General features: G+C 60.7%; 9 protein-coding genes. 3 read left to right on the top strand and 6 right to left on the bottom strand.

The window, feature by feature from the left end; genetic code table 11:
- Positions 1–29: 29 nt before the first annotated feature.
- The 3 genes from VLA07_RS18345 to VLA07_RS18335 all read right to left on the bottom strand — a co-directional run bounded on the left by VLA07_RS18345 (position 30) and on the right by VLA07_RS18335 (position 4,395).
- The gene (locus tag VLA07_RS18345; protein ID WP_330206010.1) at positions 30–1,700 is read right to left on the bottom strand and encodes an ATP-binding protein; all 1,671 of its coding nucleotides are present in this window, start codon (positions 1,698–1,700) and stop codon (positions 30–32) included.
- Positions 1,697–3,199, bottom strand: coding sequence for an ATPase domain-containing protein (locus VLA07_RS18340; RefSeq protein ID WP_247267422.1), 1,503 nt, complete (start codon positions 3,197–3,199; stop codon positions 1,697–1,699). Before VLA07_RS18340 ends, VLA07_RS18345 begins: the two co-directional genes overlap by 4 nt.
- Before the next feature lie 140 nt (positions 3,200–3,339).
- Positions 3,340–4,395, bottom strand: coding sequence for a tetratricopeptide repeat protein (locus VLA07_RS18335; protein WP_027612750.1), 1,056 nt, complete (start codon positions 4,393–4,395; stop codon positions 3,340–3,342).
- Positions 4,396–4,567: 172 nt separating this feature from the next.
- Here VLA07_RS18335 and VLA07_RS18330 point away from each other — a divergent pair, with 172 nt between their 5' ends.
- Genes VLA07_RS18330 through VLA07_RS18320 form a run of 3 tightly spaced genes read left to right on the top strand, consistent with a single transcriptional unit; the run spans position 4,568 to position 7,878 of the window.
- Positions 4,568–6,703, top strand: a complete 2,136-nt coding sequence (locus VLA07_RS18330) for an FUSC family protein (protein WP_442969553.1) — start codon at positions 4,568–4,570, stop codon at positions 6,701–6,703.
- The gene (locus VLA07_RS18325) at positions 6,693–6,893 is read left to right on the top strand and encodes a DUF1656 domain-containing protein (protein WP_027612752.1); all 201 of its coding nucleotides are present in this window, start codon (positions 6,693–6,695) and stop codon (positions 6,891–6,893) included. Before VLA07_RS18330 ends, VLA07_RS18325 begins: the two co-directional genes overlap by 11 nt.
- A 4-nt stretch (positions 6,894–6,897) precedes the next feature.
- Positions 6,898–7,878: an HlyD family secretion protein gene (locus VLA07_RS18320; protein WP_333990262.1), complete on the top strand. Its 981-nt coding sequence runs from the start codon at positions 6,898–6,900 to the stop codon at positions 7,876–7,878.
- A 58-nt stretch (positions 7,879–7,936) separates the two neighbouring features.
- Here the strand turns inward: VLA07_RS18320 and VLA07_RS18315 are convergent, their stop codons facing one another.
- Genes VLA07_RS18315 through mexE form a run of 3 tightly spaced genes read right to left on the bottom strand, consistent with a single transcriptional unit; the run spans position 7,937 to position 13,815 of the window.
- On the bottom strand, positions 7,937–9,358 hold the full coding sequence (locus tag VLA07_RS18315) for a TolC family protein (RefSeq protein ID WP_333990260.1): 1,422 nt from the start codon (positions 9,356–9,358) through the stop codon (positions 7,937–7,939).
- The gene (locus VLA07_RS18310; RefSeq protein WP_333990257.1) at positions 9,358–12,546 is read right to left on the bottom strand and encodes an efflux RND transporter permease subunit; all 3,189 of its coding nucleotides are present in this window, start codon (positions 12,544–12,546) and stop codon (positions 9,358–9,360) included. Before VLA07_RS18310 ends, VLA07_RS18315 begins: the two co-directional genes overlap by 1 nt.
- A 15-nt stretch (positions 12,547–12,561) precedes the next feature.
- Positions 12,562–13,815 carry a multidrug efflux RND transporter periplasmic adaptor subunit MexE gene (mexE, locus tag VLA07_RS18305; protein WP_210557212.1) on the bottom strand — a complete coding sequence of 418 codons (1,254 nt, stop codon included), beginning with the start codon at positions 13,813–13,815 and terminating at the stop codon, positions 12,562–12,564.
- Positions 13,816–14,007 lie beyond the last annotated feature (192 nt).

The following is a 14,007-nucleotide window of genomic DNA, read 5'->3' as shown; positions in this document are numbered from 1 at the left end:
GCGGCAGCTCCTACAGTCGTTTTGGGGGATCAGTTCTTGATCATCTCGCGGACTTTGGCGGTCAGCAGATCGAAAGTGAACGGTTTGGTGATCATCTGCATGCCCGGGTCGAGGAAACCACCGCGCACTGCCGCGTGCTCGGCATATCCAGTGATGAACAGCACCTTCAGCCCCGGCCGATACTGCCGGCCGATCTCCGCCAGTTGCCGGCCGTTCATGCCTGGCAGGCCGACGTCACTGATCAGCAGGTCGATGCGCTGCGTCGAGTTGAGGATCGGCACGGCACCGTCGGCATCACCGGCTTCGACAAACGCATAACCCAACTCACTGAGCACCGCGCTGACCAGTACGCGTACGGCAGGGTCGTCCTCGACGATCAACACGGTTTCGCCATCCATTGCTTCCGGGGCCTGCTGAACATCGGACACCGGATGCTCCAGCTCTTCGCCGCGAAAGCGCGGCAGGTACAGTTTGACCGTGGTGCCCTGATCGATTTCGCTGTCGATCGAGACGTGACCACGGGACTGCTTGCTGAAGCCGTAAATCATCGACAGACCCAGCCCGGTGCCCTGGCCGATCGGCTTGGTGGTGAAGAACGGATCGAACGCGCGGCTGACCACGCTCTGCGCCATGCCACTGCCGTTATCGGTGACGCTGAGCATCACGTAGTCGCCGGGTTCGAGATTCGGGTAGGCCTCGGTGAATTCCGGCTTAAGCACCTGATTGCTGGTTTCGACCACCAGTTTGCCGCCCTCGGGCATTGCATCGCGGGCGTTGAGTACCAGGTTGAGCAGGGCGCTTTCCAGTTGATTGGGATCCGCTTCGGCGATCCACAACTGGTCGTTGAGGCGCATCTCCAGCTGGATACTTTCGTTGAGGCTGCGCTGCAGCAGCTCGCCCATCGACAGCACCAGTGTGTTCATCTGCACGGCTTTGGAGTCCAGCGATTGCCGGCGGGAAAACGCCAGCAAACGGTGGGTCAGGCCGGCTGCGCGGTTGGCTGAAGTGACACCGAGATCGATCAGGCTGTCGAGGTCATCAAGGCGTCCGCGAGCCAGCCGCCGGCGCAGCAGTTCAAGGCTGCCGATAATCCCGGTGAGCATGTTGTTGAAGTCGTGAGCGATGCCGCCGGTCAACTGACCGACCGCTTCCATTTTCTGTGACTGGCGCAGGGCTTCTTCGTTGTGGCGCAGTTGCGCGGTGCGTTCCTCGACCTGTTGCTCAAGGGTTTCCAGGGTCGATTGCAGTCGGCGTTCGCTTTCACTCAAATCGATCAGGCGGTCGCGGGCTTCGTACTGTCGTCGTCGCCCGCGCAGGGCGGTGGAGACCAGACTGACCAGGGTCGCCGGATGAAACGGGCGCTCAAGGAACGTGACGTTGCCCAGCAGTTTGCTCAGGCGCGAGGAGGGGCCCGGTTCCGGGCCGCCATGGTGGGTCAGCAAGACGATCGGCAGATCCGACCAGGCCGGTTGCTGTTCCAGAAAGTGCAGGAGCGTTTCCAGCTCGGGGCCGCGCAGGGCTTCGGTGGCGATCAACAAGAGTCCGGCGCCAGGCTCCAGTTCTGCGCACAGTGCACCCAGATCCGGGGTGATGACGCCGCCATAACCGGCCTCATTGAGGATCATCAGCGCCACTTGGCTGTCCCGACCCATGGGCGCCAGAATCAGCGCCCGTTCCGGCAGTGATACGGAGGCTGTCACAAGGTTTCTTCCCGCAACAGCGGATTGCTCGCGCCGAGGTAAGTCGGCACGCCACGCAGCACGCCCTGGAACGCTTCCAGCGGTTCGCCGATGGTCATGCCCTGGCCGGAAATGCGGTATTCACGGATGGTAGATTCGTGGCTGCCGGTGCGTTTCTTGATGATGGAAATGGCTCGGCGAACCTTGCCGATGGCTTCGAAGTAGCGCAGCAGGATCACCGTGTCGGCCAGGTAAGTGATGTCGACCGGCGCCTGCATGTCGCCGACCAGGCCATGCTGGGCAACCGTCATGAAAGTCGCCGCACCTTTTCGGTTCAGATACAGCAGCAGCTCATGCATGTGCAGCACCAGCGCGTTTTCTTCCGGCATCGCGGCCTGATAGCCGTTGATGCTGTCGATTACCACGGTCTTGATATTGCCTTCGTCTACGCAGCGACGCACCCGATGCGAGAACTCGCCGGGGGACAGCTCGGCGGCATCCACTTGATCGATCAGCAGGCTGCCGGTGGCTTGCAAGGCCTTGAGGTCGATGCCGATGTTTTTCATGCGTTCGAACAGCAAGCCCAGTTCTTCATCAAAGATGAACAGCGCCGCTTTTTCGCCGCGTGCTACGGCAGCGGCGGCGAAGATCATCGAAATCAGCGATTTGCCGGTACCGGCCGGGCCGAGAATCAGCGTGCTGGAACCGGTCTCGATGCCGCCGCCGAGCAGGGCGTCCATTTCCTTGATGCCGCTGCTCAATTGCAGGCGCGGGTAGTCGCTGCGGTGTTCGGCGGCGACCAGTCGTGGGAACACATGGACGCCGTCGCCCATGATGGTGAAGTCGTGGTAACCGCCACGGTATTTCTGGCCGCGATACTTGACGATGCGCACGCGGCGGCGCTCGGCACCGTAATTGGGCGTCAGTTCTTCGAGGCGGATCACCCCGTGGGCGACGCTGTGCACGGTCTTGTCGAGAGACTCGGTGGTCAGGTCGTCAAGCAGCAGGACGGTGGCGTCGTAACGCACGAAGTAATGTTTGATCGCCAGAATCTGCCGGCGGTAGCGCAGCGAACTCTGCGCCAGCAGGCGGATCTCCGACAGGCTGTCGAGCACCACGCGGGTGGGCTTGAAGCGCTCGACCACTTCGAAAATCTGCTTGGTGGCTTCGCCTAGTTCCAGGTCGGAGGAATACAGCAGGCTTTGCTGATGCTCAGCGTTGAGCAGGCTTTCGGGTGGCGTCAGCTCGAAGATTTCAATGTTCTCGTTCAGCTCCCAGCCGTGGGAGGCCGCGCCTTGACGCAGTTCACGCTCGGTTTCCGACAGTGTGATGTACAGACAGCGTTCGCCGGCACGGGCGCCCGCCATCAGGAAATGCAACGCGACGGTGGTTTTGCCTGTACCGGGTTCACCTTCGAGCAAAAACACATGCCCTCGGGACAGACCACCGGCGAGGATGTCATCCAGGCCAATGATGCCGGTGGCGGCTTTTGCACTGATCAACTCGTTGGACGTAGACAAAGAATGCCCTCTCATGACTAGGGGAATCGAGGCAGCAGGCTGTATCAGCCGTTGTGCTCTACCTGATTACTTGACCGCTGCCAGTCATGACGGTTCCGATGTTTCGATATCAAAATGTCATTGAATCAGCGGGTAAAGGCTCAGAGTCCCTGCTGTAACGCCGGGTCATCAGGGTTCATCTGCTCCAGTTGCGCGAGCAGAATCTGCACGTTCTGCAACTGGCCGCTTTCCTTCCAGTAATTGATCAGCAGCACTCGCGCCTTGCGGTCGGCTGGGTGACGCTGGACGACTTCCTGCAACTGCTTTTGCGCCGCTTCCAGCTCTTCGGCAGCGTGCAGGGTGGTGGCGAGGTCGTAGCGGTAATCCTTGTTGTCCGGCTCCAGTTCCACCGCTTTGGACAAGCCGAGCAGGGCGAATTCACGCTGGCCGTGGTGCAATAGCCACAGCCCGAGCGCGTGTTGCAGGTAGGCGGAATCCGGTTGCGCCTGCAACTGTTTGGCGAGCAACTGGCGGGCGGCGTCGCTCTGACCCTGGCGGTCGAGGACATCGATCTGCATCACCAGTGCCGGCAGGTTGCCCGGCTCCAGCCGCAGGGTGTTGTCCAGCGCTTGTTGGGCCTGTTTGAGTTCGGCGTTGTGCAGATACAGGCGTGCCAGTTGCGCATAGGTGGCGGCGCTTTCCGGCTGTCCCTTGAGCGCTTGTTCCCAGCCATCGATGGCTTGCTGCAGGGGGGCGAAATACAGCCCCAGTTCATCCGGCGTCAGACCGAGCAGGGCGTTGATCGCGGCGAACCGTACGTTTTGGTCCTCATCGTCGAGCATCGGCCCGAGCAGCAGACTGCGTTGCCCGCCGGGCACCAGTCCGACCACACTTTGAATCGCTGCCAGCCGTACTTCGGGGGCTTCGTTCTGCAGATGGGCGTCGGCCAGTTTCAGCGCTTGCGGGCTCGGATAGTTGGGCAGCTCGGCCAGCAGCCAGACACTGCGCTTGACCGACAGGTCCGGGCGACCCAATTGCTGATATAACTGCCGCGCGGCTCCCGGCTGACCGGAACGGGCGGCCGTCAGGGCTTCGCTGTAGCCGCGCTTGATCGCTTCCGGCACCACCGGGGCGGTGGAGCGCAGGGATAACCAGGCGATGACGACGAGCAGCACAAGGCCAAGGCTGATAAGCAGGTAGCGGCGGGACTGAGGCATGCAGATTTCCGTGAACTGGCGTTCTATAGCAGAACGGCAAGCTTCGACCAGCGAGGGCCGTGAGTCAAACCCCGTGCATGCGAATCGCCCTACAACATCTGTCGATTCAGTTACCCATCAGGCATTCGATGCAGAGTCTACGCTTGCAGGAGTCGCTTCGATGAGAGCCCCCATGCAAGCCCTGCGCAATTATTTCCAGGTCGTGATCCATCCCGGTCAGGCTGTCCTGCTGTTCGCCCTGCGCACCATTGCCGCCGGGCTGTTGACGCTGTATCTGGCGTTTTTGTTCGATCTCGACCAACCCAAGTGGTCGATCATGGCCGTCGTGATTGTCAGCCAGCCGTTGGCCGGCATGGCGCTGGCGCGTAGTTTCGGTCAAGTGATTGGCACAACGCTGGGTGCTGCGGTGGCGGTGTTGATCATGGCGATATTCCCGCAGGCGCCGCTTCCGTTCATCACAACGCTGGCACTGTGGCTGGCGCTCTGCACCGCGGGCGGCACGTTGCTGCGCTATACCAGTTCTCAGGCGTTTGTGCTCAGTGGTTATACCGCCGTGGTGGTGGCATTGCTGGCCATTCCCGACCAGGATGGCACCTTTCTGCTGGCTGTCACCCGCGTTACCGAAACCTTGCTGGCCGTAGCGTGCGTCTGCGTGGTCAGCCTGCTCACTGCGCGTCCGGAAGCAGTTGCCAAAGGTTACTTCGCCAAGGTCGATCAGGTGATCAAACTGGCTGCCAGTCACTCCGCTGCGGTGATTCGAACAGAAGAAAGTGAAGCCGACTTTCAGCGCCGTCAGATGCAGTTGCTCGGTGAAATCAGCGCGCTCGAAGGGTTGCGCCGCCATCTGTATTTCGATGCCCCACGGTTGCGCGGTGCCGACAATCTGGTGCTGCTGTTGGGTAATCAACTGATGTTGCTGACCTCGCGTTTGACTGCATTACGTCATCAGCGCGAATTGCTCACCGAACGATGGGAGGGCGATCTTCCTCTGGACGTACAGCGCTTGCGTGCAGAAGAGCTCGCACTTCTCGACCAGTTGGCGCAGTTGGGCCGAGCGCTGCCCGCCGAGCGGCGGCATCAATTCATCACGCTGCAGCAGCAGTTTGAAGCCTTGGCGTATGAGGCCGAACAACTGACCGAAGACATGAGCGCTATCCTGCGCTCGCTGGCGTGGGCGTTACGCTGGGAGCAGGCGCGGCTGTTGCAGCAACTGGAGCAGATTCTGGAGTTGAGTGATGCCATTCAGGAAGGGCGCGAAGCCAGTTGTCTGTATCGCGGTCAGGCCAGCCCGCTGCATCTGGATTTCACACTGGCTTCAATGAACGCCATCCGCGCCTTTACCGCATTACTGGTAGCCGGGTTGATCTGGATCGAAACCGCCTGGGATGGCGCGCGGGGCGGGATGATTCTGGTGGGGATTCTCTGTTCGCTGATGGCGACATTCCCGCGGCCGCTGATGGCCGCGCAGAGTTACGCGCGTGGGTTGGGACTGGCACTGGTGGTCTCGGCGTTCTATCAATTCATGCTGGTGCCGACCATCAGTGATTTCGAGCCATTGGCGTTGATGCTGGCACCGCTGCTGTACGTGATCGCTGTCGGTTTGGCGAGCCCGACGACCGCGGGCATTGGTATGGGCCTGGGGTTGTCGAGTTTCCTCCTGCTCGGCCCACAGAATGTCGGCACCGGGCAGAACACTGCAATTCAATGGTTCGAATTCGCCGGCGCCTATGTCAGCGCGGCGATGCTCGCTTTGATGGTCTACGCATGGATTTTCCCGTTCCGTCCGGCATTGCGTCTCCGCCGCTTTTATAACGAGGCGCGTGAGCAGGTTTATGAACTGACCAAAAAACCGGCCACCGATGAACAGCAATTCGCTTTCGAAAGCCGTATGGTCGACCGACTGACCAGCATGCTTGGCTTGCTGCCGGCCGTGAGCGAGCGCGCCATGCAGCAGCTCTATGAAATCAGTCTGGCGTGCGTCGCATTGGGCGTAGCAATGCATCAACTCCGGCAGCAGGCACAGAACAATGCACTGCTGACGGACGCGTTCAGCCAGCAATTGGCTTCGGCGCTGCGCAAGACCGGCCGTTTTGTGGCCGGGCGCCAGGACGTGCAATTGCAAGCGTTGTTGACCTCGCTCCAGCTATTGGGTGATGAGCTGGACGAGTTGCACGTCGCCAGCCACGAACATTTGTGGTCGGTGTTTCGCATGCGCGTGGCGCTGTTGATCGTCGTGTCTTTCCTGAAACGCCACGGCGAATACCTGCAACGTAAAGTCTCGGAAGGAGAACCGGCCCTTGCCCATTGATTTCGAAATGGGTGGCGTTTATCTGCCACCCATTGCCCAGGCCCTATTGCTGGCGATACCGATATTTATGCTCCTGGACTGGTGTTTGCGACGTCTGGGTGTGTTGCGACTGGTCTGGCACGAGGCGCTGTTTGAGGGCGCCTTGTATGCATGCGTTTGTGCCTCGCTGATTTTGCTGATGGGAGCCTGATGCCTTGAAAGTGTTACTCGCTCGAACAACGACATTAGCGGTGGTGTTGCTGGCCATCGTGCTTGGCTGGTTTGCCTGGGAGCATTACACCCGTGCGCCTTGGACGCGGGATGCGCGGGTGAGGGCGGATGTGGTGACGCTATCAGCCGATGTTTCCGGGCGTATCGTCAGCCTCGTGGTGCAGGACAACCAGCATGTCGACAAGGGGCAATTGCTCATGGAGATCGATCCGGCGCGCTACAGCCTGGCAGTCGAGCATGCGCGGCGTTCGGTCGAGGTGGCGAAGGCGACGCTGGGGCAATCACAGGCATCCATCGTCGCCAGTGAAGCGCTGCTCAAACAACGCCAGAGCGAAGAGCGGCGCCGGCGTACGCTCAAGCAGGGTTTTGCTATTTCCGGGGAAGAATGGGAGAAGTCCAATACCGATGTGGCGGTGGCTCAGGCTGATCTGTTGCGCAATCAGGCCAATCTCGGGCTGGCCGAGGCCAATGTGCAATTGGCGATTGCTGCACTGACTCAGGCGGAACTGGACTTGCAGCGTACTCGTGTCGAATCGTCGGTCAGCGGTTACGTCACTAATCTGCTGACCCGACAGGGTGATTACGCGGTTGCGGGTGGTGCACTGCTGGCACTGGTCGACAGCGATTCGTTCTACGTCAGCGGTTACTTTGAAGAGACCAAATTGCCGCGAATCGAGGAGGGGGACCGCGTGCGCGTGCAGTTGATGAGCGGAGAAACCTTTGGTGGCACGGTCCAGAGCATCGCCTTTGCCATCGCCGACCGGGAAAACGCCACGGGTGGCCGACTGCTGGCCAATATCAATCCGAGTTACACCTGGGTGAAGCTGGCGCAGCGGGTGCCGGTGCGCATCGGCATTGATGGTGACTATGCCGGCAAGAATCGATTAAGGGCTGGTACGACAGCCACTGTCACTGTTCTGGAAGCGCAAAACCATCAGGCGAAAAAAAGCCCCGCGACCGAATGATACGCGGGGCAAAAAAATTGGTTGGTTGCGGCCAACCAAAGGAGCTCTTTAACAACTATTACTTACTGGCGACGGTTTCCGGCTGCCAGCCACCACCCAAGGCCTTGTAGATCGCGACGATGCCGCGATACAGATCAACTTCGGCCTGTGCCTGGCTGTCTTCGGCATTCAGGCGTTCGCGCTGAGCATCGAGCAGCACGAGGAAGTCGGTGGTGCCTTCGCGGTAGCGGATTTCCGCCAGATCGGCAGCCTTGCGGCTCGATTCACTCTGACGAATCAGCGAGATCAGCCGTTGCTGACGCTTGCCGTAATCGCTGAAGGCGTTTTCCGATTCTTCCAGCGCCAGCAACACCTGTTGCTCGTAGGTGGCGAGTGCGCCTTCGGCGTCGGCATCGGCGCCGCGCAGACGCGCGCGCACGCTGCCCAGATCGAACGCCGCCCAGGTGATGCTCGGGCCGAGTGCCCAGGCGTTGGCAGCCGAGGAGCCGATCTGCGAACCACGCCCGGCCGTCCAGCCGAGGAACCCGCTGAGGCTGACCCGTGGAAACAGATCAGCCTTCGCCACACCGATTCGCGCGGTGGCCGAGGCCAGTTTGCGTTCGGCGCCGAGGATGTCCGGCCGGCGTTGCAGCAGTTCACCCGGATCGCCGATCGGCAGGGCCTTGGCAATCGCCGGCAAGTCTTTCGGGCTCAGATCCACGGTCAGTTTGTCGGGACGTTCACCCAACAGAGTGGCGATGCGGTTTTTCTGCCGAACCTGTTCCGCCTGCAATTGCGGCACGCTGGCTTCGACCGAGGCCAGACGCGCATCGGCACGTTCGACGTCGAGCTGATCGCCCACGCCGGCGTCACGCAGGCTGATGGTGATCTTGCGCGACTCCTGCTGGTTTTCCAGGTTGGCCAAGGCGATCTTCTCGCGCAATTGCGCACCGCGCAGTTGACCGTAGGCGTCCACCAGTTCGGCAATCATGGTGACTTGCAGTTGATACAGATCGGCTTCGGCCGCCTGCTGGTCTGCGTCGCTGGCTTCCAGATTGCGCTGGATCCGCCCGAACAGATCGAGTTCCCAGGCCATGTCCAGGCCCAGATCGTAGCGTTCGCTGTTGACCCGTTTGGTGGTCTGGCCGGGGATTTGCCCCTTGGCCAGATCACTGCTCGCACGGCTGGTGATGGTCGGCATCGCATCGTTGCTGACGTCGTCGCGGATCGCCCGGGCGGCTTTCCAGCGGGCGAACGCCACGCGCAGTTCACGGTTGCCTTGCAGCGATTGCGTCACCAACTGGTTGAGGGTCGGGTCGTCGAATTGCTGCCACCAGATGCCTTCGAATTTCGAACGGTCAAAGTTCTTCTGACCGGCAGCGCCGTCGGTGGCGGTCGTGATGTTGGCCGCCTCCGTCGCCGGGGTCTTGTAGTCAGGGCCGACGGCGCAGGCGCTCAATGCCAGCACCAGCAGACTCGGCAGGAAGACTTTCAGACTCATTATTGCGCCTCCAGTGGCTTTTGAAGAGCTTGCGCCTTGGCCGCTTTGCGGGCTTCGCCACGCTCGACGAAATTACGGATCAACACGTAGAACACTGGCGTCAGCAACAGACCGAAGAAGGTTACCCCGAGCATCCCGGAGAACACCGCCACACCCATCGCGTGACGCATCTCGGCACCGGCACCGCTGGAGAACACCAGTGGCACCACACCCATGATGAACGCGAAGGAGGTCATCAGGATCGGCCGCAGACGCAGACGGCAGGCTTCCAGTACCGCAGCCAGCGGATCGAGACCTTCCAGCTGTTTATCCTTGGCGAATTCGACGATCAGAATCGCGTTCTTGCACGCCAGGCCCACCAGTACGATCAGGCCGATCTGGGTGAAGATGTTGTTGTCGCCGCCGGAGACAATCACCCCGGTGATGGCCGACAGCAGGGTCATCGGTACGATCAGGATCACCGCCAGTGGCAGGCTCCAGCTTTCGTACTGCGCCGCGAGCACCAGGAACGCCAGCAATACGCAGAGCGGGAACACGAACAGCGCGGTGTTACCGGACAGAATCTGCTGGTAAGTCAGGTCGGTCCACTCGTAGGTCATGCCGTTCGGCAGTTCATCCTTGAGCAGTTTCTCGATGGCTTTTTCGGCCTGGCCGGAGCTGTAGCCGGGGGCTGCCGCACCGTTGATTTCTGCGGTGATGAAACCGTTGTAGTGCATCACGCGATCCGGACCCGAGGTGTCGCTGACCTTGATGAAGGTCGCCAGCGGGATCATTTCGCCCTTGTTGTTGCGCACTTTCAGTTGACCGATCTGGTCGGATTCGAGGCGGAACTGTTGCTCAGCCTGAACGTTGACCTGATAGGTGCGTCCGAAACGGTTGAAGTCGTTGGCATACAGCGAACCCAGGTAAATCTGCAGGGTGTCGAAGATGTCGCTGACGGCCACGCCGTGGGTCTTGGCCTTTTCGCGGTCGATGGCAGCATCGACTTGCGGCACGTTCACGGTGTAGCTGGTGAACAGCCCCGCAAGCTCAGGCACATTGTGGCTCTTGGCGATGATGTTCATGGTTTCCTTGTACAGCTCGTCGTAGCCCAGGTTGCCCCGGTCTTCGATTTGCAGGCGGAAACCGCCAATTGTGCCCAGACCTTGTACCGGCGGCGGCGGGAAGATCGCCATGTACGCTTCCTGAATGTTCGCGTACTGACCGTTCAAGGCTCCGGCGATTGCACCGGCGGACATGCTCGGGTCCTTACGTTCGTCGAATGGTTTCAGGGTCACGAACACGATGCCGGCGTTCGGGCTGTTGGTGAAGCCGTTGATCGACAGGCCCGGGAACGCTACGGCGCTTTCCACGCCCGGCTGTTTCAGCGCCAGGTCGGACATGCGCTTGATCACGTCTTCGGTGCGATCCAGGCTCGCGGCGTCCGGCAGTTGCGCGAAGGCCACCAGGTATTGCTTGTCCTGGCCAGGTACGAAACCGGTCGGTGTGCTGGAGAAACCGAAGAACGTCAGCACCATCAGACCCGCATACAGCAGCAGGGCGATGCCGCTGCCACGGATGACCCGGCGCACAGTACCGACGTAACCGTGACTGGCCTTTTCAAAGAAGCGGTTGAACGGACGGAACAACCAGCCACCAAAGATCTTGTCGAGCACTTTGGAGAAGCGGTCTTTCGGCGCGTCATGACTTTTCAGCAACACAGCGGCCAGCGCTGGCGACAGGGTCAGCGAGTTGAACGCGGAGATCACGGTCGAGATCGCAATGGTCAACGCAAACTGCTTGTAGAACTGCCCGGTGAGGCCGGAGATGAACGCCGCCGGAACGAACACCGCACACAGCACCAGTGCCGTCGCGATGATCGGGCCGGTCACTTCACCCATGGCCTTTTTGGTCGCATCGAACGGGTTGAGCCCCAGTTCAATATTACGCTCGACGTTCTCCACCACCACGATGGCGTCGTCGACTACGATACCGATCGCCAGTACCAGGCCGAACAGAGAAAGGGCGTTGAGCGAGAAGCCGAACAGGTGCATGACTGCAAACGTACCGATCAACGATACCGGCACCGCCACCAATGGAATGATCGAGGCTCGCCAGGTCTGCAGGAACAGGATCACCACCAGCACCACGAGGATCAGCGCTTCGAAGAGGGTGTGAACCACCGCCTCGATCGAGCCGCGTACGAAGATCGTCGGGTCATAGACGATGCTGTAGTCCATGCCTTGCGGGAAGCCTTTCTTCAGCTCTTCCATCTTGCCGCGAACTTCGTTCGAGATATCGATGGCGTTGGAGCCTGGACGCTGGAAGATCGGGATCGCTACAGCGGGCTGGTTGTTCAGCAGCGAACGCAGGGCGTACTGGCTGGAACCCAGCTCGACGCGCGCGATGTCCTTCAGACGAGTGATTTCACCGTTATCGCCTGCGCGAATGATGATGTTCTCGAACTCTTCTTCAGTGACCAGACGGCCCTGAGTGTTGACCGACAGCTGGAAGCTCTGGGCATTCGGCGCAGGAGGCGCACCGAGCTGACCGGCAGCGACCTGACGGTTCTGTTCACGAATCGCCGTCACCACGTCGGTGGCGGTCAGGTTGCGCGAAGCAGTCTTGTTCGGATCGAGCCAGACCCGCAGCGAGTAGTCGCCCATACCGAACAGCTGCACGTCACCGACGCCGCCCAGACGCGCCAGCTCATCCTTGATGTTGAGGATCGCGTAGTTGGACAGGTAGAGCATGTCGTAACGTTTGTCCGGCGAGGTCAAGTGCACAACCATGGTCAGGTCGGGCGAGGCCTTGTCGACGGTGATACCGATGCGCGTCACTTCTTCGGGAAGTTTCGGCTCGGTCCGGGTCACCCGGTTCTGCACCTGCACCTGCGCGTTGTCCAAGTCGGTGCCCAGGGCGAAGGTGATGGTCAGGGTGATCTTGCCGTCAGCGGTGGACTGCGAGGACATGTACAGCATGTTCTCGACGCCGGTGATGGCTTGCTCCAGCGGAGCGGCCACGGTTTCACCGATGACTTTGGGGTTGGCGCCCGGGAAGTTGGCACGCACCACCACGGTCGGTGGCACGACTTCCGGGTATTCGCTGATCGGCAGCTGGAACAGCGAGATCGCACCGGCGATCAGGATCAACAGCGAGAGCACCGCTGCGAAGATCGGCCGTGAAATGAAGAATTGGGAAAAATTCATCGGAGTTGTCGTCCCTTAACCGCGTGGGGTCGTAGCGGCCAGCTTCACAGCCGTACCCTGTGCACCTTTGGCGGGTGCGACTTTGGGCAGGTTGCTGGCTTCCAGCGCTTGACGTTGTTGAGCCAGAGCGGCAATGGTCTGCTCGCTGGCCATCGGGATCACTTCAGGCGTCACCGGCGAACCCGGACGCACCCGTTGCAGACCCTTGACGATGATCGTGTCGTCCTTGTTCAGACCGCTGCGCACAATGCGCAGGCCTTCGATCTTCGGTCCCAGTTCGACGGCGCGGTAAGCGGTCTTGTTGTCCGCATCCATCACCAGCACGAACTTCTTGCCCAGATCGGTACCGACCGCTTCGTCGTTGATCAGCATGGCGTTGTAGGTGCCGCTGCCGACCAGTTTCAGCCGCGCGTACAGGCCCGGGGTGTAGGTGCCGTCGCTGTTGTCGAACACCGCACGACCACGGATGGTGCCGGTTTTCGGGTTGACCTGGTTGTCGACGAAGTTCATCTGACCGAGGTGCGGATTGCCGTCCTCGTTGGACAGGCCCATGTACACCGGGGTGGTGGCGCCACGTTGGCCGTTGCGGGCGAGCTGGGTGTATTTGAGGAACACACGCTCGTCGGCGTCGAAGTAGGCGTAGACCTTGTCGGTGGAGACCACGCTAGTCAGCGGGGTGGTGTCGGCAGTCACCAGGTTACCGGCGGTGATCTCGGCACGGCTGACGCGACCGCTGATGGGCGCGGTGACGCGGGTGAAGCTCAGGTTCAGCTTGGCCAGGTCCAGTTGCGCCTGCAGGGCGCCGACGGCGGCGCGGGCTTCCTGGGCGGCGCTGGTGCGCGAGTCGGCCAGCTCAGCGGAAATCGCGTTGCTCGCACGCAGACGTTCGCCACGCCCGGCTTCGTTTTCACTGCGAGTGGCATTGGCGCGGGCCTGGGCTACCAAGGCTTCGAGGCGGCGCACCTCAGCCTGGAAAGGACGCGGATCGATCTGGAACAGCAGGTCACCTTTCTTGACCAGCGCACCTTCGGTGAACGCCACCTCGTCGATCTGGCCAGAGACCCGAGGACGAATCTCAACAGTTTCCGGCGCTTCGAGGCGCCCGGTGAATTCGTCCCACTCGTTGACCGGTTGTTCCAGCACCTTGGCCACGCTGACTTTGGCAGCGGGCAGGGTGGCGGCAGTCTCCGGAGTCTTGCCGCAAGCGCTCATCACCAGCACGGCCAGCATGGCCAAGGGGAAGCGCAAATGTTTGAGTGACTGTTCCATGGAATCATCCGCCAATGTATTGAAGATGGGCGGATGATGCTCGGCAGGCTGTGATGGCACGAATCGAATGAAGCAAAGATAACTATCATTCGGAATGATATAAGACCGATTCGAGCCCTCTAGCATGCACCTTTCGTTAGGGGGCTATCAATTGGGTTGATGACAAATGTGTGTTGCGGAGCGGGCAAGAAT

This window comes from Pseudomonas sp. S3(2024) (genome assembly GCF_036861315.1).
Lineage (GTDB): Bacteria > Pseudomonadota > Gammaproteobacteria > Pseudomonadales > Pseudomonadaceae > Aquipseudomonas > Aquipseudomonas putida_A.
This window is presented reverse-complemented; position numbering and strand designations above follow the sequence as displayed.

Excerpts from the sequence above, each read along its gene's own strand:
- VLA07_RS18315 (WP_333990260.1), bottom strand. The coding sequence starts at position 9,358 with ATGAGTCTGAAAGTCTTCCTGCCGAGTCTGCTGGTGCTGGCATTGAGC.
- VLA07_RS18310 (WP_333990257.1), bottom strand. The coding sequence starts at position 12,546 with ATGAATTTTTCCCAATTCTTCATTTCACGGCCGATCTTCGCAGCGGTG.
- VLA07_RS18335 (WP_027612750.1), bottom strand. The coding sequence starts at position 4,395 with ATGCCTCAGTCCCGCCGCTACCTGCTTATCAGCCTTGGCCTTGTGCTG.
- VLA07_RS18330 (WP_442969553.1), top strand. The coding sequence starts at position 4,568 with ATGCAAGCCCTGCGCAATTATTTCCAGGTCGTGATCCATCCCGGTCAG.
- mexE (WP_210557212.1), bottom strand. The coding sequence starts at position 13,815 with ATGGAACAGTCACTCAAACATTTGCGCTTCCCCTTGGCCATGCTGGCC.